The organism is Prevotella sp. 10(H) (assembly GCF_000711235.1).
Taxonomy (GTDB): domain Bacteria; phylum Bacteroidota; class Bacteroidia; order Bacteroidales; family Dysgonomonadaceae; genus Dysgonomonas.
Genome location: NZ_JOMI01000009.1, coordinates 580,963 through 605,984 on the forward strand (window position 1 = coordinate 580,963; position 25,022 = coordinate 605,984).

At 38.2% G+C, this 25,022-nt stretch carries 23 protein-coding genes; 10 read left to right on the plus strand and 13 right to left on the minus strand.

All coding sequences use genetic code 11. The annotated features are described in order from the left end of the window. Window positions 1–773 precede the first annotated feature (773 nt). Both K348_RS19245 and K348_RS0117835 read left to right on the plus strand, forming a co-directional pair. A complete protein-coding gene (locus K348_RS19245; protein WP_156032923.1) occupies window positions 774–950 on the plus strand; it encodes a hypothetical protein in 177 nt (58 codons plus the stop codon). Between the two features lie 481 nt (window positions 951–1,431). Continuing rightward, window positions 1,432–2,277, plus strand: a complete 846-nt coding sequence (locus K348_RS0117835; protein ID WP_029906901.1) for an ROK family protein — start codon at window positions 1,432–1,434, stop codon at window positions 2,275–2,277. A gap of 72 nt (window positions 2,278–2,349) precedes the next feature. Here K348_RS0117835 and K348_RS0117840 read toward each other — a convergent pair whose 3' ends face one another. Both K348_RS0117840 and K348_RS0117845 read right to left on the minus strand, forming a co-directional pair. Then, a complete protein-coding gene (locus K348_RS0117840) occupies window positions 2,350–5,940 on the minus strand; it encodes a glycoside hydrolase family 2 TIM barrel-domain containing protein (protein ID WP_029906902.1) in 3,591 nt (1,196 codons plus the stop codon). A 151-nt stretch (window positions 5,941–6,091) separates the two neighbouring features. After that, complete coding sequence (locus K348_RS0117845; RefSeq protein WP_029906903.1) at window positions 6,092–6,910, minus strand: hypothetical protein; 819 nt, start codon at window positions 6,908–6,910, stop codon at window positions 6,092–6,094. A gap of 260 nt (window positions 6,911–7,170) precedes the next feature. On the opposite strand from K348_RS0117845, the gene K348_RS0117850 reads away from it, so the two are divergent. From K348_RS0117850 to K348_RS0117860, 3 genes are all read left to right on the plus strand, one after another. After that, window positions 7,171–7,683, plus strand: a complete 513-nt coding sequence (locus K348_RS0117850; protein ID WP_029906904.1) for an RNA polymerase sigma factor — start codon at window positions 7,171–7,173, stop codon at window positions 7,681–7,683. 1 nt (window position 7,684) lies between these two features. Then, the gene (locus K348_RS0117855; protein ID WP_029906905.1) at window positions 7,685–8,284 is read left to right on the plus strand and encodes a hypothetical protein; all 600 of its coding nucleotides are present in this window, start codon (window positions 7,685–7,687) and stop codon (window positions 8,282–8,284) included. A gap of 268 nt (window positions 8,285–8,552) precedes the next feature. Further along, window positions 8,553–10,496 carry a sialate O-acetylesterase gene (locus tag K348_RS0117860; RefSeq protein ID WP_029906906.1) on the plus strand — a complete coding sequence of 648 codons (1,944 nt, stop codon included), beginning with the start codon at window positions 8,553–8,555 and terminating at the stop codon, window positions 10,494–10,496. Between the two features lie 75 nt (window positions 10,497–10,571). Here K348_RS0117860 and K348_RS0117865 read toward each other — a convergent pair whose 3' ends face one another. Both K348_RS0117865 and xerD read right to left on the minus strand, forming a co-directional pair. Beyond that, entirely contained in the window at window positions 10,572–11,117 is a 546-nt protein-coding gene (locus K348_RS0117865; protein ID WP_029906907.1) for a DUF3332 domain-containing protein, read from the minus strand. A 69-nt stretch (window positions 11,118–11,186) separates the two neighbouring features. Next, complete coding sequence (gene xerD, locus K348_RS0117870; protein WP_029906908.1) at window positions 11,187–12,086, minus strand: site-specific tyrosine recombinase XerD; 900 nt, start codon at window positions 12,084–12,086, stop codon at window positions 11,187–11,189. Window positions 12,087–12,163: 77 nt separating this feature from the next. Between xerD and K348_RS0117875 the strand changes: the two genes are divergently transcribed. Further along, window positions 12,164–12,466, plus strand: a complete 303-nt coding sequence (locus K348_RS0117875) for a septum formation initiator family protein (protein WP_029906909.1) — start codon at window positions 12,164–12,166, stop codon at window positions 12,464–12,466. Between the two features lie 7 nt (window positions 12,467–12,473). After that, a complete protein-coding gene (locus tag K348_RS0117880; protein ID WP_029906910.1) occupies window positions 12,474–12,824 on the plus strand; it encodes a hypothetical protein in 351 nt (116 codons plus the stop codon). A gap of 6 nt (window positions 12,825–12,830) precedes the next feature. Here the strand turns inward: K348_RS0117880 and K348_RS0117885 are convergent, their stop codons facing one another. Continuing rightward, window positions 12,831–13,736, minus strand: coding sequence for a hypothetical protein (locus K348_RS0117885; RefSeq protein WP_156032924.1), 906 nt, complete (start codon window positions 13,734–13,736; stop codon window positions 12,831–12,833). Between the two features lie 240 nt (window positions 13,737–13,976). On the opposite strand from K348_RS0117885, the gene K348_RS0117890 reads away from it, so the two are divergent. Next, a complete protein-coding gene (locus K348_RS0117890; protein WP_029906912.1) occupies window positions 13,977–14,732 on the plus strand; it encodes an NYN domain-containing protein in 756 nt (251 codons plus the stop codon). 30 nt (window positions 14,733–14,762) lie between these two features. Here K348_RS0117890 and K348_RS0117895 read toward each other — a convergent pair whose 3' ends face one another. Beyond that, window positions 14,763–15,320 carry a hypothetical protein gene (locus K348_RS0117895; RefSeq protein WP_029906913.1) on the minus strand — a complete coding sequence of 186 codons (558 nt, stop codon included), beginning with the start codon at window positions 15,318–15,320 and terminating at the stop codon, window positions 14,763–14,765. Window positions 15,321–15,529: 209 nt separating this feature from the next. On the opposite strand from K348_RS0117895, the gene K348_RS0117900 reads away from it, so the two are divergent. Further along, window positions 15,530–16,855 (plus strand): KamA family radical SAM protein, encoded by a 1,326-nt coding sequence (locus K348_RS0117900; protein WP_029906914.1) that lies wholly within the window; start codon window positions 15,530–15,532, stop codon window positions 16,853–16,855. 49 nt (window positions 16,856–16,904) lie between these two features. Here the strand turns inward: K348_RS0117900 and K348_RS0117905 are convergent, their stop codons facing one another. From K348_RS0117905 to K348_RS0117935, 7 genes are all read right to left on the minus strand, one after another. Next, a complete protein-coding gene (locus K348_RS0117905; RefSeq protein WP_029906915.1) occupies window positions 16,905–17,729 on the minus strand; it encodes a DUF3108 domain-containing protein in 825 nt (274 codons plus the stop codon). Between the two features lie 30 nt (window positions 17,730–17,759). Next, complete coding sequence (locus tag K348_RS0117910) at window positions 17,760–19,781, minus strand: Ig-like domain-containing protein (RefSeq protein WP_029906916.1); 2,022 nt, start codon at window positions 19,779–19,781, stop codon at window positions 17,760–17,762. Window positions 19,782–19,932: 151 nt separating this feature from the next. Then, the gene (locus tag K348_RS0117915; RefSeq protein ID WP_029906917.1) at window positions 19,933–20,571 is read right to left on the minus strand and encodes a WbqC family protein; all 639 of its coding nucleotides are present in this window, start codon (window positions 20,569–20,571) and stop codon (window positions 19,933–19,935) included. A 2-nt stretch (window positions 20,572–20,573) separates the two neighbouring features. Beyond that, complete coding sequence (gene lepB, locus K348_RS0117920; RefSeq protein ID WP_029906918.1) at window positions 20,574–21,566, minus strand: signal peptidase I; 993 nt, start codon at window positions 21,564–21,566, stop codon at window positions 20,574–20,576. Window positions 21,567–21,592: 26 nt separating this feature from the next. Continuing rightward, window positions 21,593–23,083, minus strand: coding sequence for a signal peptidase I (gene lepB / locus K348_RS0117925; RefSeq protein WP_036930778.1), 1,491 nt, complete (start codon window positions 23,081–23,083; stop codon window positions 21,593–21,595). 8 nt (window positions 23,084–23,091) lie between these two features. Next, on the minus strand, window positions 23,092–23,808 hold the full coding sequence (dapB, locus tag K348_RS0117930) for a 4-hydroxy-tetrahydrodipicolinate reductase (protein WP_029906920.1): 717 nt from the start codon (window positions 23,806–23,808) through the stop codon (window positions 23,092–23,094). A 221-nt stretch (window positions 23,809–24,029) separates the two neighbouring features. Then, on the minus strand, window positions 24,030–24,536 hold the full coding sequence (locus K348_RS0117935; RefSeq protein ID WP_197027691.1) for a GNAT family N-acetyltransferase: 507 nt from the start codon (window positions 24,534–24,536) through the stop codon (window positions 24,030–24,032). 117 nt (window positions 24,537–24,653) lie between these two features. On the opposite strand from K348_RS0117935, the gene K348_RS0117940 reads away from it, so the two are divergent. Continuing rightward, window positions 24,654–24,971 (plus strand): hypothetical protein, encoded by a 318-nt coding sequence (locus K348_RS0117940; RefSeq protein ID WP_156032925.1) that lies wholly within the window; start codon window positions 24,654–24,656, stop codon window positions 24,969–24,971. Window positions 24,972–25,022 lie beyond the last annotated feature (51 nt).

The following is a 25,022-nucleotide window of genomic DNA, read 5'->3' on the forward strand; positions in this document are numbered from 1 at the left end:
CCAATAGTATAACTGATTTTTTTATTGTACCTGAAACAATTTCTGAATAATTCCTGTGAAATAAGATAAATTTTGTAGTGCCATAATTAATTTTTTAGTTAAAACGCAGTTTTTGTTTTAACTTATAGTAACTATAAGGTTAAATATTGTCACCAAATTATTTAAAATTAACTATTGTTTAAAGAATTTTATATATGATATTTGATTTAATTAACAAATGTAAAGTTGCTGAGCATAGGGCTGTTTTAAAAACAAAATAACTGTGAAAGAGGCTCATATTACATATTAATAGTAGCTTCTCAAGATAGGAGCTTTATAATGCTATCACTTATTCAATCACTGTTTCGCTATTTTTTGAAAAATATAATTTGAGAAAAGAGATTGTTGTTTTCTTGCTGAATAGATATAACTATTATCTATATATAATAAAGAATAACATATAACAACTATTAAAAAATTTGATGAGGTCAATATAATATAACATTTATATAGGTCATATTGTTTAATTAGCAACATATTAAAACACTAGTGAACAAATGATTATTGCTATTGTTAAAATATCAGAAGCGAAGATAGTTCTGGCGAACAAACTATAAAATATGAAATCTATTTTCTTTTATGGCAAGTCCGATCTCTGTATTGGACATCCGTATTTCTGTATCAGACTTCCAGTTGGGACACAACTGCTGAGAAGTATCAGATTGGTTTTTATATGTCATAATACTTAAATAGGTTTCATGGAGGGCTTAGTTTTAAAAATAAAATAATAGATTATGAATAAGGTTATTTTAAGTGCGGTGGCCGGCATTGCTGTGGGTTATTTTTTCCGTAAGATACGGGATAAGGCTCATCTTCAGGAAGCAAACGAGGAGATAAACGGCGCGATTCACAAAGACAAAAAACATTTCCGGAACATCTTAAATAAAGACAATCAGAAGGCAAACGAATAAATCAATATTTATACCGACAGGTAGTGTGTTAGGTTAGTTTTGTTGTACCGAACAGATTAAAACTGAAACAGAATACTGTCAATACAGTCTTATCAGAAAAACTAATAAGTTATTGAGAATTCGTTGGGGGATGAGTTGAATTCTATAAGCAATAAATTTATAATTTTTTGGATAAGGAATATGGATAGCGTTTCAGTTTTAATCTTCGGTTGCAACAATCCGGATTAGAGAGATTGCCAAAGGGTAGGTAAATTCATTATAATTAAATCAGCCGGAAAAGCATCATATCAAACTGCTGACTTTTAATCATATCTGTCTGACAGCCGGATATATTCACCATGCATATTAACCGTTAATTTATCATCATTGAAAAATATTCTTAATATAAAGGAGCAAGTATCGATATTTCTTATAGGGGAACATTGGACTTTAATATTACAGTTTAGTCACCCTATAGTTTGGTAATTTTATATAAAGAAATATGAAAATAGGTATAGACATTAATGATAAAAGTATAAGTGCTGCATTGCTTACAGCCAACAGTTCGGTAGACTTTATAGAGGAACCGATTTATGGCACAAAAAGGGATTGCAGCAGAACAATCATGGAGAAGGTGCTGAATATTGTACGTCGTTCGGCTAACAAACGAATAAAAGGCATAGGATTGAGTTTACCTTCCAAAATAGATATAAAACGTGGAACAGTCTATGATCTGGTAAAAATACCATATTGGAAGGGGCACCGGATAAAGAAAATTCTCGAAGACGAATTTAATACCCATGTGTGGGTGAATAACGATGCCAACTGTTTCATGCTGGCGGAAAGAACGCATGGTATCTGTAAAAGCTTCAGTGATGCTTTATGCATAACACTGGGGCCGAATGTTGGTACCAGTATTACCGTAAACGGCAAGCTTTTTATGGGCAATAAGTATATGTTCAATCATGCCAAATGCCTGTCGCTTCCCAGTTATGAGTGCATTCGTATTTATAAGGAAAGCTATGTAAGAACTATAGAAGAACTGTCATATATTTGCGAGAGGTATGAAAAAGATGCTTCATACGCATCCAAACAAGAGACATGGGATGAGGTAGGTGTTCTTGTAGGCAGGTTGGTATCTATCATGCTCTGCAATTACGATCCGCAGGTAGTAGTCTTAGGAGGCACTTTGGCAAAATCGTATGTCAATTTTGCTGATGCCATGCATAAGTATCTTGAAAAATTTATTCATCCTCATGTTTTACTCAATCTTATAGTCATTGTATCCACAATCGACCATCCACATGCGTTAGGGGCGGCATCACTCGTAAACCCGCTTTTAATATAACAAACAAATGATTATCAAACAATAAGGCTCAATGTAAACACATTGAGCCTTATTTTTATTGAAAGATTTTTTTTATCTCACCGGTTCTACTCTGAATGAATAACTCAGATTCTGATTTGCCGGAATCATATATTCAGGCAATGGTAGAGGCCCGCAACTTGCATTACCTAACCCCTGCTGGATGCAGTCGAGGCTTAGATAAACTTCCGGTCTACGGATATTATCCAGTTCGAAGTCGTGTTTGGCTTCCCATAGTGCCTGATCTGTGAAATGCAGAACAGTAAAGCCTAACTTATCTTTTGATGAAATCTTCAAACCCTTGTTACTTCCGTTCGTAATGCTTACCCATCTTACATCCTCGCGGTTACCCATGCTTTGAGCACGCACATAACGTTCTTCTTCCATGCCTTTAACTGTAGTAGCGTATTGGCCGAGGAAGGTAGACTGTTTCCTGTCCGAATAGTTTTCGCGCGGGCCGCGTCCGTAATATTGTACATTTTCCATACCTTGAGGCAATACCATCTGTAATCCGAGACGATGAACAATAGAGCCCGCCTGCGGCGAAGCAAAGCTGGCATCTACATCTATCGTGCCGTCAGCATATACTATATATTTTACCATGTACGGTATTTTCACCGGCTTGCCACTGTTGATAGTGGCAGTAGTAGAAGATATTATTGTTACAGACTTTCCATCGGCAGATGGCTGATAAGTAAATATCGGCTTTTCGTTTGTTGTCGGGTAATATTTTTGGTCTGTATATTTATCGTTGTTTACACTGCGGTACCAGTTCAGATCGAAGCCTTTGCCATCATGAAGCATTTCTTTGCCGTCGTACTGCAATGACGTCATCATACCTGTTTCCTTGTTGAATGTGGTTTTGAACCTATCTCCTGCAAATGTCAGGTTATCTCCTTGTATATTTGTTGATATATTCTGCATAGAAGAAGTATTGACTTCTGTCAATGCCTGTCTCTGGTTCAATGCGAATTGCTCGGCAGCTACAGTATGGCCTGCCTTTGCCCAATTGGCATCGTTCTTCAGAGAGAAGTATACATTGAGGAAATATTCGCTGCCGGCATCCATATTTCTGTTGTAAGGAACAGTTATGGTAGTCTTTTGATTCGGAGCGAGGTTTATAGGGTCCATTGTGCCTGATTGTACTTTAACTCCGTCTTTCAACAAATCCCATGTAATATTGAATTCATTCAGATTGGTAAAGTCATATTTATTCTCTATTTCAATCTTTCCGGTTGAAACAGATAGTCCTCTGAATTTGATATACTGGTAAATCTTCTTTATTTCCAATAATTTGGCTGTGACTCTGCGGTCCGGGGTAGTAAGCCCGTTACATACGAAGTCGAAATCGTTCGGTTTATCTCCGAAATCTCCACCCATGTAATACTGGTTGTCCGGTTTACCCTGCATGTTTATTCCCTGGTCTACCCAGTCCCAAACGCATCCGCCGATCATACGCTGCGATTTATTTTCTATATAGTCCCAGTATTCGGCAATATTTCCCGGAGCATTTCCCATCGAGTGAACGTATTCGCAAAGGAAATACGGCTTGTCAGTATCTTGTTGGTCGAAAGCAGCCATACGTCTCAGGTCAGGATACATATGAGAATCAATATCCGCAGCGTCGTTCTTTCCTTCGTAATGTATCGGGCGTGACGGGTCGAGTTGCTTAGCCAGCTTATACATTTCATAGAAGTTATCACCGTTTCCGCCTTCGTTACCAAGTGACCAGAAGATAATAGACGAGTGATTCTTATCCCGTTGTATTACTCTGTCTATCCTGTCTAAGAATGCAGGAATCCAGCTAGGCATACCGCTGATGGAGCCATTGCCGTGATTTTCCAGATCGGCTTCATCCATAACATACAATCCATAATAGTCATACAGTGCATACATACGTGGATCGTTAGGATAATGGCTTGTGCGGATCGTATTCAGGTTATGCTGTTTCATCATAAGGATATCCTGTATCATGGATTCAACCGGTACAGCTTTACCAAATTTAGGATGAATATCATGCCGGTTTGCTCCTTTGAAGAACACCTGCTCATTATTTACATAGACGCGCTTATTCTTTATCTCTATTTTGCGGAAGCCGAATTTAGAAGACATGGCTTCAATTACTTTCCCACTGTTGTCTTTCAGGGAAACGACTGCAGTATACAGGTTCGGTTTCTCGGCAGACCACAAAGCGGGATTGCTGATAGTGGTTTGCAGGTCATAAGCCTGTTCCTGTCCGCCTTTAAGAGACTGTATTGCTTGTGACAGGTTAGCCACCTCTTTGCCTGTTTTGTCCAGTAAGGATATATTTACAGTAGCAGGCTGTGAGTTCTTTTTATGATAATTCTTTACAGATGCTTTTACCTTGAATGCTGCCGAACTGTAATCATCTCCCTTGAATTCCGATTGCAGGAAATAATCGCGCACATGCACTTTAGGTGTAGCGAAAAGGAACACATTACGGTGGATACCGCTCAGGCGGAACATATCCTGATCTTCTATGTAGCTGCCGTCTGTCCAGCGGTATACTTCGGCTGCGATAGTATTCTCGCCTGTTTTTACAAAATCGGTAATATTGAATTCGGCAACATTATTAGCTCCCTGACTATATCCTACTTTCTTACCGTTTATCCATACATACATGCCACTATATACTCCGTCGAAATGTAGGAATATTTCTTTCCCGTCCCAATCGGCAGGAATAGTAAAGTCGCGACGGTACGAGCCTACAGGATTTACCTCTATCTCATTTGTGTAACCTTTCTGCGGCTGTATAAACGGCGGATTGTTTTTGAAAGGATAAGTTATATTCGTATAGATAGGTGTGCCATAACCGTGCATTTCCCAATTGGAAGGAACAGGGATCTCTTTCCACGAAGAAACATCATAATTCATCTTATAGAAGTCTACAGGACGTTCCGACGGTTTCTTCACCCAGTTAAATTTCCAGTTACCGTTTAGTGACCTGTATAATGAAGATGCAGGCTCTTCCCACGGCTTATCGAATGTCTTATCGGCTTTCAGGCTCTCAATAGAAGGGAACGGATAGTAAGTCGCATGTCCCGGTTCTTTGTTGATAGCGAAAATAGTTTCGTTTTCCCAGTCGTATTTGCTTTTCTTTTGTTTCTCTTCTTTCGGCGCCTTTATGTTTGCAGGCACCAGCCTCCATAATTGAGACGACATAGGAAGTTGAGAGATTTGCGCACCTTCTGCATCTTCTCCGGTGAAAGCGATTGCCATACCGCTTCTCCTGTGGCTGATTGCATATGCTCCCGTTCCGGTAACTTCAATTTTCCATTGCTGATTCGAATTTGCATTATTGGTATCCCACAATATAACAGGATTGCCATTGCCTGTAGTAGTATTGGCATTATCGATTCCTTTGTCGATAAACGGATTGCTTATTGTATAAAATCCGTTGTGCAACTTTACGATTTTCCAAACCTGCCCTTTGCTGTTTCTGTCATTCTTTGCAAGGTAAAGGTTCGCTAAATTATCGGATACATTACGGTTGTCGACAACTAAGCCCGAGGGGCTTACCAGCTTATACAATACATCAGGATTTATTTCCTGTGAATGCATCTTTGTACTGCCGAACAGCAGGCCGAGCATTAGTAATAGATTACAGATTGTTAGTTTTTGCATGTAGATTAATTTTTTTGGTGATTCCAGGTTTATTTATCAGGGTTTCAAAGATAATTCTTTAACATTTTATATTCAAGAAACTGAGGATATTTCTCGTCTTTTTGTATAAATAATTATTAAAGGACAGGCGCATGAACTTATTATCTCTTAGTTAAAGGAGTTGTTCATCCTTTTCAAAATCTTCGCGTGTCTTTATCACAAGTGATTGGTTCACACAATCCCATATACTTACATAGTTTTGCGACATCACAATGTGTTGTTTCCATCCTGCAAATTTTGCATACAGCATCAGCGTACATATATCGGTGGGGGTTATAAATTCATTTGTTCCTATAGCGTGAGAATGTACAGAGGCTACAGCTTCCTTTTCATCATCGAATTTTACGGGAATGAGGTTGCGGTGCAGTTTTTCTTTCTCTACGAGATTGTTATCTTTATCGAACACCATCAGGTAATCGTTGCCGAAAAGGACGACACCTGTTACTTTCGGGGCGGTAAGTGCATAGACAATTTTTTCCCCGTCTTTGTTTGTAGGAATAAGGTTCAGGCTCGTATTATTATAAGCCTTGAACAAAGTATCCTGCTGGATTTCTTCAAAAGCTTTGGCCCTTATTGTATATAATTCTTTCTCAAACTTTTTAAAATCCCTTTCTTTAAAATCTATTGTTGCCGTTTCTATGATACTGATGTCGCCGAAAGAAACAACACCGAGTACCCGTGGCTTTTCTCCTTTCGAAAAGAAGAGGCATTTAGGCCTGTTCTTATCCATAAATGAAAAATAGCCGCCTATTCGCCGAGGCTCTTTAAAGCTTTTATTAAATATGTCGGTTCCACTCCATGCCGCCATTTCCAGCTGATACAGATATTTCCCTTCGGCAACAATCTCTTCGGCTACTTTAGTCAGATCCAACTGCCCAAAGGAATTTAGTGAAATCAACAATAGCAGGAGGCTTAATAGTTGTTTCTTCATTTTTTACCTAATCTTATATTATATTTCATAGCAGGCGAAAAATAATCATTCGAAGATAAGACTTATATTTTTTCAACAGAAATGTTCTCTCTCAGATTTTGTAATTATTCGGAGAGATTAACATCATTATCGGATTTATTTTTATCTATATTATGATGATAATTAAAATATTGAATAATATATTGTGATATTTTTAAAGACAAGGTTACTAATCATATTAAAATCGTAAGTATTGAACAATTAATCCGAAATGAAAATTAATGGCAAAGGATAGGAATAAAGAAGAATTTCTTGATATTCTGGAAAATAATATAGGTATAATTATTAAAATTTCAGGAGCTTACGCGCAAATAAAGCAAGACAGGGAAGACCTGATAAATGATATTATTTTCGAATTATGGAAATCTTATACAAGCTTTCAGGGTAACTCGAAAATTTCAACATGGATTTACCGCGTTACTTTAAATATTTCGATGAATTACAAACGGAAGAATATAAAAAAACCGGTGTTTTCTTCATTGAATGAACTGAAACAAAATGATATTTCAATATGGCTACAAACAGGACAATACGATTTTTCGGAGCTGGAAATTTTATACAATTGCATCGATAAGTTGAATGAAATGAATAAAGCGATCATCCTGCTCTATCTCGACGGCAATTCCTATGATGAAATATCAGAGATAACAGGAATTACAAAAACGAATGTCGGTACGCGAATCAACAGAATAAAAGAGGAAATAAGAAATTTAGCAACATCAAAAAATAAATAACATGGAACTTACACAATTAGAAAATATATGGCAGGAGTACGATAAGAAACTTTCGGAGAATACCCGCTTGAATAAAGAGATATTAAAGAAAATGCTGACCGATAAACCGGAAAAGCGGTTAAACCGGATGAAACTAAAAGCAAATTTCAGCTTGTTTTCTCCTGCAATTCTTCTGGTTATAGTATTGATATCCGGTATTCAATTTCAGACAGGTATAAATTTCTATATAGGATTGGCTCTTTTTTTGGTCGTATATATAATGACATATGTATGGGACGTCAGATATTTCTCCATGCTTCGAAAAATCAGCTTATCTGATATTATTCTTATTACTAAGAGAAAGCTTGCAGAACTTGAAAAATATAGAATCAGAACGACGCGTATACGTTATATCCTCATGCCTCCGGCTATCGTGGGTGTATTCCTTATGCTTTTCCAGATACCGGTATTTAGTACAAGATTGATAACAATGTTCGTATTAATGTTTCTAGTCTATATTTTATCCATATATTATTGTTTCAGGTATACGATATATGAGGAATTTAAGAGGCTTAAGGCAGAGATTGAAGAGATAGAGAGCATAGAAAAGAATAGCGAATGAGATTAATTGAAAAATCTGTTACTTTTGTTACCTTTTAACTAAATATGGTTAAAAAATGCAAATAAATTAAGGATGATCCATTGTATAGGTGTCGTAAAAGAGGTATTAATTGTTCATTGTCAATTATTAATTTACTTCTGTTACTTTTTAACAATTTGCAATTAATCAACTGATAGAATTTTTAAAGTAATTCTTTATTTATTGAATACTAATTTGTTAAAATAAATTTTTAATACTTATTTTACATGATCTAATATCACATTACATTATGAAAAAAACGTTATCTATTCTAATTCTATGCTTTTTTAGCTTTACAGTGCCCGCTCTGTATGCAGAGGTGAAGCTGCCGCACATTTTTTCGGACAACATGATGTTTCAGCGAGATAAACCCATAAATGTATGGGGATGGGCAGATAAAAATGAAAGTGTCGAGATCAGCTTTATGGATCAGAAGAAGAAAGTGAAAGCCGACAAAAACGGTAAATGGACTGTTACGCTTTCTCCTGTAGCCTACGGCGGGCCTTACACGATGGATGTCAAGGGTAAGAACAACAGTATTACACTGAAAAATATCCTTGTCGGTGAAGTATGGCTTTGTTCCGGTCAATCGAATATGGAGTGGCAGGTGAAAAGTACAATGAACGCTAAAGAAGAGATCAGTACTGCCGATTATCCGCAAATCAGGTCTTTCAATGTTGTGAAGGATATGAGTATGAGGCCTAAAGATGATCTGAATGGAACATGGGAAGTTTGTTCTCCTGAGACTGTTGGTGATTTCACGGCAGTAGGTTACTTCTTTGCCCGCAAGCTTTATCAGGAGCTGAATATCCCTATCGGCATCATCCATTCATCGTGGGGAGGTACGGATATTGAAACATGGACCAGCCCCGATTCTTTTGCCAAACTGGGAAATATATTTAAAGACCGGTATAAGAATGTGAATATAACAGACCTCGATAAGTCTGCCAAAGATAGCGAAGAAGGTAAAAAAGCCTATGAGCAAGCCTTGCAAAATGAGCAGGGTATGAAAGAACAGTGGTTCAGTCCGGCCTATAATACCAGTTCTTGGAAAAAGATGCCTGTTCCGGGATTGTGGAAAGGAGAGGAAGCTTCGTTGGATGGTACTATATGGTTCAGGTACGCTATTGATTTACCTGCAGATATTGGCGATAAGGAAGCAACATTAGAGTTCGGGCCTATCGATGACAATGACATAACATGGGTGAATGGCATTAAAATAGGAGAAACTTTCGGGAGCAATACCGACAGGGTATATAATGTTCCTGCTAATGTGTTTAAAGGAGGACAAAATACTATAACGGTAAAGATTACCGATACCGGCGGTCCCGGCGGTTTTTGGGGCAAGCCGGAAACTTTAGTATTGAAAGCAGGAGGCAAGTCTTATCCTTTAGCAGGGGATTGGGCTTATAAAGTAGGAGTGAATAAAAAGGATTATAATATTGTCGACTACTCTCCTAATATGTATTCGTCATTATTGTACAATGCTATGATAAACCCTGTCATTAAGTTCGGCATCAAAGGAGCGATATGGTATCAGGGAGAAAATAATGCCAGCCAAGCCTATAACTACCGCACTCTGTTCCCTAATATGATAAACGACTGGAGAACTAAATGGGGTTATGAGTTCCCGTTCTACTGGGTGCAACTGGCAAACTTTATGGCGAAGGATGCAGAACCTAAGGATAGTGATTGGGCAGAACTAAGGGAAGCACAGACAATGACCTTATCGTTACCGAAAACAGGCGAAGCAGTAATTACCGATATAGGTGAAGCTTACGATATTCATCCGCGCAATAAACAGGATGTGGGGCTTCGTCTTGCTCTGAATGCATTGTATAAAGATTACGGCAAAACCGACGTGGTATATTCCGGCCCTACATTCAAAGCTATGGAAATAAAGGGTAATAAAGCTGTAATTAGCTATGACAATATAGGTAAAGGATTGAAGACTACCAGCAAATACGGCTATGTGGAAGGCTTTGCTATTGCCGGATCGGATAATAAGTTCGTATGGGCAAAAGCGTATATAGATGGAGATAAGGTTGTTGTGTATTCTGATAATATATCCAATCCTGTATCAGTACGCTACAGTTGGTCGAATAATCCGGATGTGAACCTTTTCAATGTAGAGGATTTGCCGGCAGCACCGTTCCGTACAGATAAGCAGAAAGGTATCACACAAAGAGATTGAGTTCACTATTGAAATAGAAATCGCCCCTTTACAAGATGTAATGGGGCGATTTTGTATCCGATAGAACTATTCTGCTTATTTTGCAGCTAGGAACATTGCACTTTCTACAGACTGGCGAAGAGCTAAAACACCATTGTTTGAAAGCTCTACACTACGTTCTTTTCCGTCAGGGAGATAAACGATAGCGTTCTTCTCATCTTCGAACTTAAGTATCTTTGTAGATTCTCCGTTTGCGACAGCGCTCCATGTGTTTGAAGCTTTGTCATATACAAGTTCCATTTCTTGTCCTTCTTCATTCTGTATCTTGTATCCATTGTCTAAAGTTTCAACTGTATAGACTCCGTTTTCTCCATTTACTTTCTTTACTATACCCGCTTCTACAGGATTCTCTCCCGACCAGAACTCAATCGAGTTGATTACAAGGATATCGGCCAGTATACATACTTCGTAAACAGGCACAATCCATAGAGCAAAGAAAATCACTTCGTTAACGAACTTGTTGTCTATTGTCTGATTCCAAGCCAATACTTTCTTAGATAAGTTGAAAGAACCGATGCATGAACTGAATAATAGCGCGCCGGCTAATGTGATTGTAGCTACTGATATAAATCTCTTTTTCATAAATTTGTGTTGTGAATTATTAAACATCATAACAAAGATATAATAAAACAGATTAAAAGGACCTAATATTCACTTTTTATTGCGTGGGTGATGCTCGATGATTTCCTGCCGCAGATACTCCCTGTCCATATGCGTATATATCTCGGTAGTCGTAATCTTTTCATGTCCCAGCATCAGCTGTATTGCTCTGATATTTGCCCCGCCTTCCAATAAATGGGTGGCAAATGAATGACGGAATGTATGCGGACTTATCGTCTTTTTTATCCCCGCCATATCTGCATACTGCTTTATAAAATGGAAGACCATAATACGCGATATGGCAGTTCCCCGTTTGCTGAGGAATAAAATGTCTTCAGAGCCTTTTTTAACTTCTGTTTCCCGGCGATAGTATAAATACTTTTCAATCTCATTTATCGCAGCAGGAGATATAGGTACCAGTCTTTGCTTGCTACCTTTACCTTCTACCTTTATAAAGCCTTCATCGAAGAACAGGTCTGAAAACTTCAGTTTAGTCAACTCGGAAATGCGAAGTCCGCAACTGTAAAGTACTTCCAGTATAGCCCTGTTTCTCTGTCCTTCTTTGGTAGACAGGTCTATGACCGACATTAGCTTTTCTATCTCATCAAGTGAAAGTACGGTAGGGAGTTTAAGTCCTATCTTCGGCGTTTCCAGCAATTCTGTCGGGTCTGTTTGCATATATCCGTCCAATATGAGAAAATTATAGAAAGATTTTATTCCCGATATTATCCTTGCAACCGACCGTGCATTTATGTCCAGATCGTAAAGTTGGGCGATGAATTGTTGCAGATCATTCAGTTTCACATCTTCAACTTTCAGCCCTTCATTCTCGAGAAAGCCTGACAGTTTTTCCAGATCGGTCATATAGGCATCTATTGAGTTAGTCGATAGAGACCTTTCGAGAAGTAGGTAATTCCGGTATTTCTTAACTATATTATCTTTTGTTGTCATTCCTATCCGAATATGCTTACAAATATATATCTTTGTAAGGTGAGTTTCACCATTAGCGGTTTAATCTCTTTATAGTTATGGGAATTTTCAGGACAGTATTCAATTATCTTATCAGCAGATATACAAAAGTACAATTATTGATAATTGTAGCCATCGTCGTTTTCGGCTTTTTTATCAGCGAGAGCAGTATTTTTGCACGCTTCAGCTACGATGCCAAGATAATGGAGCTTAACGACCAGATAGAGCATTACCGCGAAAAGACAGTCGAAGATAGGCAAAAATTACAGGAGCTTCAGTCCGACAAAGACCATATAGAAAAGTTTGCCCGCGAAAACTACCTTATGAAGAAAGCAGATGAGGATGTTTTCATTATAGAATGAATTTTTGATGAAGATAAATCCTAAAGTAAAAAATACGATCTTCCAGATATCGGCGCTTCTTATTCTTCTTGCTGCTGTCATCTACAGTCTCGATGTTACTATAGCCAAATATGTAATGGCAACAGGCGTGTTGGGATTCACGGTTACAACTATCACTACACCTTATCCCGGAAAAAGTATCAGGGGGAAACGTCTTTTTAATATTCAGGTATTTGCTTTAATACTCATGATTGTTTCTACCGTTCTTCTCTTTAAAGACATTAGCGGCTGGGTTGTAACATTACTTATCGCAGCTGTTCTGACTCTCTATTCGAATATTGCTATGTCGAAAGTCTATAAAAAAGAACAAGAAGAATAGTTTCAATTACTGATTCATGTTAATTATAGGCTTCAGGTAAAGCACATAATTTTTGAAATCAAAGACTAAAGTAAAGTTCTCAAAAAAAGTACATCCTATAAGATTATCAATAGTTTTACCTTTTGATATTATTTCAATATTCTCAGTTATACCAATATTCTTATTACATATATAGTTACTACCGATTTTTACAGTGTCGGCTAATAAGAAATGTCCGGTAAATTTTTTCCAGCCGGAATAAATTCCATATGCTTTCTCTGATTTAGTATAATCTAAGTCAGGAAAAACTCCACTATGCGACAAGAATGTACTATTAAATCCTGTATCAATAAGCGATAACAAGCTTATACTTTTGCCTTGGATACTTATGGTTACAGGTACATATATATCTTTGTCTTTTTTTATAATAGGAACACTTTCGTACCCTTGCAGATCATCTGTATTATCCAATATCCTTATGTATTTTTGATTAAAGGAAAGTTCCATTATTGTGCCCTCGAAAAAATTCCATCCTAACAAAACTCTTGGTGCGGAAAGATCGTCGTCAGGGGTACGTCTTCCAATATTCCAAGATACGAACTTGACTCGTTCCGTAAATATTTCAGAATATCCACAGGTTGCTACGCTCAAGGAATCTTTATATTGTAAATATTTTTTTTCTAAGCTCTTAGGGAAAGTTACTCCATCTGCCCCCGTATCGAATATAGCAAATAGTGTATCCTTTCCGTTTATGCATATATCAAATGATATTATTTGCCAATCGTAATCATAACAGATTGGGATTTCGATACCTTGAAAAGGGATGTCTTCCTTCTCGGTTGAATTCTTCTTTTGTGTTTCTTTTGATGAGCAGCTAAAAGAAATAAACGAAGTGCTTAGTATTAAGATAATATATATCCATTGTTTTTTCATTTCAGTATAGAATAGTATTTTAGGCATTAAAGAGATAGAATATATTATTTACTTTCGTATTTCAAATCTAACAAAATTATTAAATAATTCGTTCTCATTTTACCTTATTTTATTCCCAGAATGGATAATGTGCCGGTTTTTAAAGAATCACCGGCTAACAGCTTCCTCAATATAGATAATCCAAAACTCTGCTCCTAACAAAAAAAGCACTATATTTGATACAAATAAATATCACAATATATGATAGCTAAATCAGACTTGAAACTGGCGGTACTTATCGATGCCGATAACATCCCGTATTCGAATATAAAAGGTATGCTGGACGAAATCACAAAATTCGGAATACCTACGATCAAACGTATTTACGGCGACTGGACGAAGCCGACGGTTTCAGGCTGGAAGCAACCTTTACTTGAGCATGCAATCACTCCCATTCAGCAATATAGTTATACTACAGGCAAGAACGCTACTGATTCAGCTATGATTATCGATGCAATGGATATTTTGCATAGCGACAAAGTCGATGGCTTTTGCCTCGTATCCAGCGACAGCGATTTTACACGGCTGGCAGTAAGGCTTCGCGAATCCGGCATGTTTGTGCTGGGAATAGGGGAGAAGAAGACGCCTAATCCGTTCATCGTTGCCTGTGATAAATTTATCTACATAGAAATAATTGAAGATTCCGACAGTCAGCAGAATACAGTCGATTCGGAAGCTCCTGTAAAAACGAAGAGCCCTAATATAGAGCCTGTAAACAAAAAACTTCTTCAGTTGCTGAAGAGTACTATCCGCGATGTGGCAGATGATGACGGATGGGCTTATCTGGGTGAAGTAGGTAACCTTATAATGAAGAAACGCCCTGATTTCGATGCACGTAATTATGGCTTTCCTAAGTTGACTCCTCTTATAAAATCGCAGAAAAAGGTGTTCGAAATCGATGAACGGGATATTGATAAGAGCCGCACAAAACTTATTTATGTAAAAGTAAAAGAATAGGCATTTACAGTCTGTTTTCCAACTTCAATATCATTGCTTTATTTTCTTTATTTTGTAAAAAATAAAGATCAGGAAGTATATAAGCAATAAGGCAAAAGTAAGAGCAAGTCCTATGCCTTTAAGAACCGTGCATGTGGAGGAGAACTGATACAAGGCATATGAAATATCGGGATAACTGTATAGCATAGCTCCCACACTTATATTCTCCCCATAATCGGCCAACCCGACAAATACAGGAACAAAGCAAGTGTAAAATACGGGCTTGTTATATAAGCAATCGGAAGGTTTTAACAGGGATGCAATCAATAAGACAAAAGCAGGAACGTAGGTTAACGGAAAAGCTAGGTCGAGTGTCAACTGAGGGAAAAGATATGTATTACGTCCGGCTTCGCCTAGTGTGTCCAACAATTTCAGAGCATAGTCATAACTATAGCCGGAAGTCATCATATCGAATATGGCCATTCCTTGCGCATAGTGTGCAATCAGAGGAATAGTAACTCCGATCATCAAAAAATAGATTACAAGCGCAGGTAAAACAAATACAAGTATTTTTCTGCCCGAAAGATTTCTGGTTATCAACTTTTTCATTATTGTTCCAACTCAAATTTTATATATCGAAGATAGTTAAAATACATAATTACTGCCTCATGCTATCAGAAACAATATTCTTTTTCCGGGGAAATAATATGTTATTATATCTTAAAAAAATAATTGGATATTTTACTGAATTTATATAAATCAGCTTTTTTTTGTATATTGTAGAGAATCAACTATACAAATCAAATATTTAATGAAAGATGGATAGAGTATTGAAATCATATACTCTCCATAATTTCCTTTCTATTCCTCAAATTTCTTCACTGTCGGAAGAAATGATAAGGGATATCGAGATTGTTGGAAGAGTATTACCATTTAAAACGAACAACTACGTAACTGACGAACTGATAGACTGGACAAACCTTGAAACCGATCCTATTTTCACGCTTAATTTCCCCCGCAGGGGAATGCTCGATAAGAAACATTATAACGCGATTGAACGATTATTGCAGGAAAACGCAGATGAAGAAATTATAAAACAAAAAGTACAGCAAATACGCCTTTCTCTCAATCCTAACCCTGCCGGACAGGAGCATAATGTTCCTTATTTGGGAGAGATAAAGTTGAAAGGTATTCAGCATAAATATCCCGAAACGGTATTGTTCTTTCCCAGTCAGGGACAGACCTGCCATGCATATTGTACGTTTTGTTTCCGGTGGCCGCAGTTCTCGGGGATGAACGAGCTGAAATTTGCCATGAAAGAAGCCGACCTGCTATTTAAATATCTTCGCCTGCATAAAGAGGTTACCGATATCCTATTTACAGGAGGCGACCCGATGATAATGAATGCTGCTGCACTGGAAACCTATATCAAGCCTTTGCTGGAGCCCGAATTCAAGCATATACATTCCATCCGTATCGGAACCAAGTCGCTTGCTTACTGGCCTTATAGGTATCTGACTGATAAAGACAGTGATGATATTATACGCCTATTCGAACTGATTATCCGCTCAGGAAGAAATCTTTCAATACAAGCCCATTTCAATCACCCGAAAGAATTGTCTACCGATGCGGTAAAAAAGGCAATATCCAGAATACGTTCCACAGGAGCGCAAATAAGGACACAATCGCCGCTGTTGCGTCATATAAACGACAAGCCCGAATTATGGTCCGAAATGTGGCGTAAACAGGTCGATCTGGGTTGCATACCTTATTATATGTTTATTGCACGTGATACGGGATCGAAACATTATTTCGAACTGCCGCTGGACAGATGCTGGCAGATATTTCGCAGGGCATACAGGCAGGTAAGCGGACTTTGCCGCACTGTCAGGGGCCCGAGTATGAGCGATCATGCGGGTAAGATACAGATACTGGGAGTGCAGGAGATAAGGGGCGAAAAGATATTTGTACTTCGGTTTATTCAGGGACGTAACCATAAATGGGTCGATATTCCTTTTTTTGCTCAATACGACCCTAAAGCTACTTGGTTCAATCAGTTGAAACCGGCTTTCGGGGAAGAAAGATTCTTTTATGAAGAGCAACGCAGTAAGCTTGAAATAACTAAACCGTTCTTATTCGAATAAAAAAGGGCAGCGGATAACCCGTTGCCCTTTTCGTGTATTATATATTCATTTATTTGCTTAAAGTCTGTATCGGATATTTGTTACCCTTATAGCTTTTCAGTATAGCGCGGGTAGACCCGATATTAAGTTTCGAATCGAGACGTACAGGCATACGGTTGTTATCGTTTGTAATATATACTTTCATAGCTTCTTTCATGTCGCTGAAAGCGTCGTCCATAATGCTTAATGTAAGTTTTATACAGCTGTATTTTTTATCATCGTTTGCTTCGACGGTTTCTACTCCTTCGTATGCTATAATCATACTTACTTTTTTCTTACCCGAAATAAAGTCCACTTTGGTAGTCTGCCCGTTTTTCATTGCAGAAAAATCGAGCGTACGTGCATAGAAAACTACACTCATCATATCGTACATACATGTCTGGGAAGTCAGGGTTTCATCGAATTTGAAATCCCCGTTTTTATATCTTACAGCATTGATGCTGATATTATCCCCGCTGTAAGTATATTTTACCCTTTCCTTTGTATAATCTTTTCCCTCGGCAGCATTCTTGATATACGCCAATGGTACAAGGTCTTTAGTCATATAGCAGGATAATGTATCGCTGAGGCTGAACAGTTTTCTGACAGTTCCTGTAGACTGGGCATGTAATGTCATCTTAAGAGCATCGATATTGTCATATCTTTCCGCTACGGTTTTCAGAGTAGAAAACCCGGCTTTGGTATGGATAAGTCCGTACTTGAAATACAGGTCGTAAGTCATTTCTTCACCCGCCTGAAAATAGATGTTATTCAGCTTACATTTACCTTGAGCCTGCATCTGCAACGAGATGAAAACCGAAAGTATCACTATTGTTCCTATAATCTTCTTTACCATAATTCTCCGTTTTTTAGTTAATTAACCGCATCAGTATCTGTTACCTGTCGAACCTCTGCTACCTCTTGTCCCGTATTGGGAATCATTGTCCATATTTGGGTTCATAGAATTTCGTTCCCTGTTTCTGTCTCTTTCCTGCTGGTTCTCCTTCGCTTCTTTTTCTTCGAGTTGTTTCCGTTTCGAATCTTTCTCCTGAGGCTTCTGTTTGGTTATCTCCAGCGGTTTTTGATTAGCCAGATTAGCCGGATCAATTACCCATGCCTCATCGTCATATACCTCCGAGAATGCCCTGATTTTGTATTCTTTAGGTGAATAGCAAACCAATTCGGGTTGTATTCCTTTTTCAAAATCTCCGGTATCCCATACACCGTTATTATTCGCATCCAGTATTATTCGCACATAATACGATCCGGGATCGAGATCCCTGAATACAGCAATGTTATCTATGACTCTAGTTTTGCGAATTGGTTTATCCGACTTGTCTAAAAGTTCCATAAAAGATGTTACGGAATCTACACCGGCCACCCTGATGGCTAGTTGTCCGTACTGGTCTTCGGCTTTTACTTTAAACTTCTGTTCCAGCTTGTTATTCCATAGGCCGTATATACTGTGTATGGCTGCTGAATCTATCTGTATTAGGAATTCGTTGCCGTAGCCCCATTTATGTTTTATTGTATACTTCCTCGGATTTAAGGAATCCGATTCGAGTTGCAAAGGTAAATCATAATAGACGCTGTCTCGTAGTTGCTGAAACTTTATTTTGGCAGCCAAAGAATCACTGATAATAGGCTCATCGAAAACCAAGGAAATATTTTTGTATGTATCCCAAGTAGAGGAGAGGTTATTTGTTATATTCAGGAAAGTAATTTCCGGTTCTTCACCGTCTTTCTTTTTCTTCTCCTTTTCTTTTTCTTTCTTTTTATCGTCTTTGACATTCCTGCGGGTACGGTCTACAAACCTTAAGGTATCGGTTACTGGCATCGATTGATTCAGCGTGTCGGTTTTAAGATAAGTTATCTGGAACGACAGCGTGTCGGTTGCCATTATTTCCTTATCTTTTATCCAGTATGTAAGCGTATCGTTCTTAGGCGTTCTCTCCAATACATACCAATCTTTATCGCCGTCGAAATTCAGTGGTTCCAAGTCAGGCAATTGTGTAGGCGCACCAAAGAAGATGGATAGTTTATTCCCGATACGCTCATGTTTTTGCAGAAACTGTCGCTGAAAACCCGATTTGAATGACCGCAGGATGATATTATCGGGAAGAAAGCGTGTGTATTCTATAGTTGTAACCGTATCTATCAGTTTCTTCTCAGGATCGGTATATGTGGTATCGCTGCGCATAGCCCTTTCCGAAGCGGGTTCGATAATGGTCTCCATAAATGCAATGGCTTCCGCCGGATTGTCATACATATAATCCCTGTTGGAGTCATCGAGGGCATACAGCCTGTATTTGCCGGGGGCAACTCCGCGGATGGTAAATGCGCCCACGTCATTAGTCCGTGAAATACGTTCGAATTTTGTTCTGGTAAATGCCGTATCGTTCAGATTGGAATGCAGCCCTACATATATACCTTTTACAGGTTCCAGATTGTCGGCTGTGAGCACTTTCCCCGATACTGCCATAGAGTCAACAATATCACCCGTTGAAAATGAATAGGAAAAATTCTCGATCGGGTTATTTTCGTTATTGTCTACTATCGAATTGGTGAAGTCGATTGTATATGTCGTATTTGGCAGTAAAGTATCCCTTAATTCAACATTCACCTTGCGGTTTACGGTATTAATAACCGGAAAAGATTTTTGCGGCGGTGTAATGATAACATTCTCTGACGGCCTCTCGATAGTAACATTCTCATCGAACTCTATAACTATTTTTCCTTTCGTTACGTTCGTTGCATTAAATCCGGGTGTAGCCCTTACTACTTTGGGTGGTTGAAGGTCGTAATCGCCGCCGGTAGGGGCGGCCATATTAGCGCAGGCGGCTACTATAACGGAGATGGCAGCTAAAACAAGGAAAAGCAAAAGGTTCTTTTTCAGAAACTGTATCATCTGTTAATTAAGTTTTACGCAAAAATACAATGTTTTACACATAAATATATCTTAAAGGACATAAAATAGCTTAATTCTGACCGTACAATCAAATAAACGTACAAACTGTAATATAATTATAAAAGAACATTAACATACCGTAAATAGTTTATCATTGCATCACCGAATCCGCCAGAACAAGCTGGCTTTCATTTCCCATATTAAATAACAAATCGATAATACTCATATTGGAAATAAATCCGAATTTTTGCTCAAATACCTGATAATAAGCGGCAGGACTGAAATTGCTGTCTGACAATTTCCAATCTTTTTTAGGATGTATCAAATCGCGAAGATCGATTTCTAATGCAGAAAAATTTGTTTTATATTCTTTAGTATATTCCATTGCTGGCCTTTCGATATCGAGCAATCCAAGGACTAATTCTTTCAGTTCTTCGTTGAAGTCGAACAAAAAAGTATATTTTTTATGATAAAAGGGATAAAAATCATCCTGATAATATTCGAAAAAAGGAGTTGAATTATATGCCGAAATAATTGCATTCCAGTGCATATGCTGCCAGTTACCATGAACAGCAATCTTTATATCCTTCATCAGAATTTTCTCTTTCGATGAATGCTCTACAGGAATAGATAATGAAATTTCACCGTTTGCAGAAAGTATCGTACAGCGGTTACGGTAAGTCTGTTTTATATAACTGTCACAGCATTCTGTGAAGATGCGGTCTGCAAGCAAAAACTTCGTATAATATTGTACAGGGGCAAGGTATGCTGACGAAAGATAAATATCCATAACTATTCTACTGCCGATAAAAATCTTTCTCTGCCTGTTTCGTCTTTATCTGCTTTGTACCAGACAAACCATGCTTTGCCAATGACACTTTTGAAAGGTACGAAACCTACCGAACGGGAATCGGTAGAGTTAACGGTATTGTCGGATAACATCCAGTAATAATCGTCGGTAAAAGTATATTCTTTCTGTTCAACACCTTTAATCAGGAGTTTTCCGTTATCTATTACTGCTCTTTCCTTAACAAGTTCCTGCATTATAGCACTTTCGTATAAAATAAGATTTTGTCCGGTCAGACTTATAACTGTTCCTTTCGACGGAACCGGGAATGTATAATTGTGCAGGCTGTCCTTACGGAGGGGAATCAAAGTCAGCGTATCTGATAAAGAGCCATTTAATACGAAAGCATCATATTTGCTCATCTGCACGAACATGGAATCGTTTTTGCTCTGAAGGGGTACAACGTTTAGCTGTAGCTTCTCAGCTAAATCTTCGATGTCTTTTTTTGCGGCAGCATTAAAATGATACTCTTCCAGCGAATGGGAAGAGGGTGTATATACCTGTCCGTTTATATTGAAAGCACCATTGTTGAACTCGATCATATCGCCTGGAAGGGCAACACAACGACTAAGCAACAGACTTCGTTTGTCTAATGGCTTGGAGACTTCCAGCGGATTATTAAAAAGGACTATATCGTTTCGCGAAACCGGATTTCCTCCTATACGCTTGTAAGGAATCTGTATAGCTGACGAGTATGATTTAACTCCGAATATATTATCGAATACGAAAGGTATACTTAATAGTGTTATCGGGAGACGTACTCCGTACGCTGTCTTATTAATCAATATTTTATCTCCTTTTTGCAGGGTCGATTCCATCTGTGTAGATGAAACAGAAAAAGACTCTATGAAGAAACAACGTATAACTAATACAACGAGCAAAGTAATAAGAACTACTTTGCCCAGATGTATGTATATGTTTTTCTTTTTTGAAGACATTATTTCATCCTTCAGTATTATGGAGATTATTTTTTATTGCCCGAGGTAAAGAGCCTGTTCCAGCGTATTTTACCGCTAAACCAACCTTTGTCTTTATCGAGAGATAGCCAGATAAACAGCGGTTTACCCACTACATGGTCTTCAGGTACAAAGCCCCATGTACGGGAATCGGCCGAATAATCGCGGTTATCACCCATCATGAAATAGTAATCGTATTTGAAAGTATAAGAGTCGGCTACCTGTCCGTTGATGTATACTTTTCCGTCGCGGTAGTCGAAATCGTTATGCTCATAATTCTTTATACAACGGATATATGCAGCTACTTTATAATCCACATCCGTGTCGAATTTGATAGTTGCACCACGCTTAGGTATCCACAGCGCAGGGAAATCTCCCGGGTCGCTATCTTGCTTATAAGTAATCGGATAAGTAGTCGTTGTAAAACGGCTCTGTGGTTCCATCTGGTTACGCTTCTTCAGATATTCGTTCTGCTTGATGATACTGAGTACATATGGCTTTGCTTTCAGTTCGGCAAGCATTTTCTTTGTCAGGAAAACTCCCGAATAGATATAACCCGGATTTCCGTTATTCGATGATAAACCCAGTTTTTCAATAACAGTACTGTCAGCCCTGCTGATATCTTCCGGTGCGCTTATCTTCGGCATATCGTCTTTGGTGATGCCGAGGTCTTCGAATACTTTCGGTGCAATCGTAGTCCCGTCTGTCTGAACAATGTAGAACAATTGCAGATTTTCAGGATCTTCGAGCGCTTTCCCGTCTATAAATGTTGTATCGTTTCTTAATTCTATTGTTTCTCCCGGAAGTCCGAGACAACGTTTTACATAGTTTTCGCGACGGTCTACAGGACGGTATATAATATCTCCGAAAAGATTTTTATCAGTCCGCACGCGCTCTGCTCCGTATTCTTTACACAAAACGTAATAATCCTGATCCTGCATATTTACGGCTACAGTGTCGCCCGAAGGATAATTGAATACCACGATATCGCCGCGAGTTATATGCCCTGTTCCTGCAAAACGTTTATATTCTAGTTGTGGCTTTTCCAGATATGATTTGAAGCTTGTTCCCGGAAAAGTATGCTGCATCAGCGGCAAAGAAAACGGAGTCATCGGGGAACGAGCCCCGTAACTTACCTTGCTTACACACAGGAAATCTCCGATCAACAGGGATTTTTCCAGTGAAGAAGTCGGTATTTGGTAATTCTGAAAGAAAAATGTATTGATAATCCATACGCCTACCAGTGCAAATACAATGGCATCAACCCAGTCGAGTATCTTTCTCACACTCGGATTTTTGGCATTGCGCCATGCTCCCCATGGTATGAATTTAGTAATATATATATCGATAAAAACAGGAATGAGTATCAGTACTCCCCAGTAACCTGTCCAGATTACAAACAGAATGCACAATACGGATGCCAGAATAGCATAAATCCATTGTCTGGTTCCCGGTTTGCGTTTTTCCTGTCTGGTATCTTTAGATGTATTATTTTCCATATTTCGTTTTAAAAATTTAGCATGTCGTTCATTGTAAGAAATCCTTTCTTACCCTTGGCGAATTCTGCGGCGATAACTGCTCCCAGTGCAAGACCCTTACGGTTTTTGGAGTCGTGTTTGATACTGATTGTATCTACTTCCGATTCATATATGATTTCGTGTATTCCCGGAATCTCTCCTTCTCTGATGCAGTGGATAGCAATATCTTTCGGCGAGTTTTCCGTCTCGAGATTCCAGCTTTCTTTACGGTCGATATTTTCAATAATTCCTTCGGCCAGTGTAATAGCCGTACCGCTCGGTGCATCCAGCTTGTGTATATGATGCGTTTCTTCCATTCTTACCGAATAATCGGGATAATTATTCATCATACGCGCCAGATACTTATTCATTGCGAAGAATATATTTACTCCAAGGCTGTAATTGGACGCGTAAAAGAATGTCTGTCCACCTTCTGCACATGCTTTCTTCACTTCGTCCATATGATCCAGCCAGCCTGTTGTACCCGCAACAACGGGAACATTCGCCGCAAAACATTTCCTGTAATTTTCGATAGCACTGTCGGGAGTGGAAAATTCTATGGCTACATCTGCACTTTTAAATTCCGGCGAATCGAAGTCAGCAATATTGTTTACATCTATAATAGATATGATTTTATGACCTCTCGAAAAAGCAATTTGTTCTATTTCGTGACCCATTTTACCATATCCTATAAGAGCTATATTCATCTCAATTTTTTGTTAATTAATTAAAGCCTACAAATATACATAAAAACTTATTTCCGGACGGCCGTTGTTTCAATTAATAGTCGATTATAAGTTTTTTTATCGAAAGTCATCAAAGTCTTTCCTAACTGTTAGTCGCTCAAAAAGTTAATTTGTTACACGGGGAACGTCTTAAAAAAATGAAAAGAATTTTAACGAATCGGAACGTCCTTTTTATTAGTGCTTTACCGTTGGTTGGATAGCACAATCGACGTTTCCACCTGCCTTTCGGGAATATTCCAGTATTTCTTAAGCAGTATATTTTTTTCTTCTTCCGATACCATGCGGAATCCGTTTTTCAGATAAAAATCGATAGCCCATGTTGCATCTTTCCATGTTCCGATGAGTATAGGCTTGTCCTGTTTTTCGGTCAGAAAGTGTAGCAGTTGTGTACCGATTCCACCTTTGCGTTTTTTTGTACGGACATAGGCATGACGTATCAGTTTTACATCCTTCACATCCTGAATACCCATAACACCTAGAATTTCATTGTTTTCTTCATAACAATAAAACCCGACGCCTTCTTCTATTTCCTTCAATAGTTCATCCATTGGCATATAAGGCTCCTTCCACCGGTCTTCCGGTATCTGTCCTTTATAGGCAATCGCGGCATCGTTTATTATTTCATAGATTGTTTCCGTATCCGAATCGAAGCATTTGCGTATCATAGTCGTTTGTAATTTGGGTTTCAAAAATAGAAAATTATTTGTGCATTATTCTATGGATGCGATTATTTTAAACAACAAGCAGCAAATTATTGTTAATCTATTATTACAAATTACATAAACATAAAAAATATGGATGTTAGAATGATTGAAAATCTTCTGAAAGAGAAAAATTTCAAAGAAGAAAAAGTAGATACCGGAATCAGGTATACATTGGAAAGCGGTAATATAGAATTGATATGCTATGTAGAGCCCAATGTCGAAGTTAATTTTATCAGCCTCTATAAATGGAAAAACAACGACGTAAAAGGAACCTACAATCTCACTATACAGGAATTGAGGCTGACTAAAGATACTTTACAGACAATGTTCAGAAAGACGAAGAACAATATGCCCGAGCATGTCGGCGAAACTGTAAATGTGCATCAGGAATTAGATAAAGTAATAGACGAAATAAGATAAAGATATCTTAAAGATATAAAATAAAAACGGCCAGACTATATTAAGATAATC

Bases quoted from the DNA above. Each gene is read 5' to 3' on its own strand.
- K348_RS19245 (WP_156032923.1), top strand. From the start codon at position 774: ATGAATAAGGTTATTTTAAGTGCGGTGGCCGGCATTGCTGTGGGTTAT.
- K348_RS0117835 (WP_029906901.1), top strand. From the start codon at position 1,432: ATGAAAATAGGTATAGACATTAATGATAAAAGTATAAGTGCTGCATTG.
- K348_RS0117840 (WP_029906902.1), bottom strand. From the start codon at position 5,940: ATGCAAAAACTAACAATCTGTAATCTATTACTAATGCTCGGCCTGCTG.
- K348_RS0117845 (WP_029906903.1), bottom strand. From the start codon at position 6,910: ATGAAGAAACAACTATTAAGCCTCCTGCTATTGTTGATTTCACTAAAT.
- K348_RS0117850 (WP_029906904.1), top strand. From the start codon at position 7,171: ATGGCAAAGGATAGGAATAAAGAAGAATTTCTTGATATTCTGGAAAAT.
- K348_RS0117855 (WP_029906905.1), top strand. From the start codon at position 7,685: ATGGAACTTACACAATTAGAAAATATATGGCAGGAGTACGATAAGAAA.
- K348_RS0117860 (WP_029906906.1), top strand. From the start codon at position 8,553: ATGAAAAAAACGTTATCTATTCTAATTCTATGCTTTTTTAGCTTTACA.
- K348_RS0117865 (WP_029906907.1), bottom strand. From the start codon at position 11,117: ATGAAAAAGAGATTTATATCAGTAGCTACAATCACATTAGCCGGCGCG.
- xerD (WP_029906908.1), bottom strand. From the start codon at position 12,086: ATGACAACAAAAGATAATATAGTTAAGAAATACCGGAATTACCTACTT.
- K348_RS0117875 (WP_029906909.1), top strand. From the start codon at position 12,164: ATGGGAATTTTCAGGACAGTATTCAATTATCTTATCAGCAGATATACA.
- K348_RS0117880 (WP_029906910.1), top strand. From the start codon at position 12,474: ATGAAGATAAATCCTAAAGTAAAAAATACGATCTTCCAGATATCGGCG.
- K348_RS0117885 (WP_156032924.1), bottom strand. From the start codon at position 13,736: ATGAAAAAACAATGGATATATATTATCTTAATACTAAGCACTTCGTTT.
- K348_RS0117890 (WP_029906912.1), top strand. From the start codon at position 13,977: ATGATAGCTAAATCAGACTTGAAACTGGCGGTACTTATCGATGCCGAT.
- K348_RS0117895 (WP_029906913.1), bottom strand. From the start codon at position 15,320: ATGAAAAAGTTGATAACCAGAAATCTTTCGGGCAGAAAAATACTTGTA.
- K348_RS0117900 (WP_029906914.1), top strand. From the start codon at position 15,530: ATGGATAGAGTATTGAAATCATATACTCTCCATAATTTCCTTTCTATT.
- K348_RS0117905 (WP_029906915.1), bottom strand. From the start codon at position 17,729: ATGGTAAAGAAGATTATAGGAACAATAGTGATACTTTCGGTTTTCATC.
- K348_RS0117910 (WP_029906916.1), bottom strand. From the start codon at position 19,781: ATGATACAGTTTCTGAAAAAGAACCTTTTGCTTTTCCTTGTTTTAGCT.
- K348_RS0117915 (WP_029906917.1), bottom strand. From the start codon at position 20,571: ATGGATATTTATCTTTCGTCAGCATACCTTGCCCCTGTACAATATTAT.
- lepB (WP_029906918.1), bottom strand. From the start codon at position 21,566: ATGTCTTCAAAAAAGAAAAACATATACATACATCTGGGCAAAGTAGTT.
- lepB (WP_036930778.1), bottom strand. From the start codon at position 23,083: ATGGAAAATAATACATCTAAAGATACCAGACAGGAAAAACGCAAACCG.
- dapB (WP_029906920.1), bottom strand. From the start codon at position 23,808: ATGAATATAGCTCTTATAGGATATGGTAAAATGGGTCACGAAATAGAA.
- K348_RS0117940 (WP_156032925.1), top strand. From the start codon at position 24,654: ATGATTGAAAATCTTCTGAAAGAGAAAAATTTCAAAGAAGAAAAAGTA.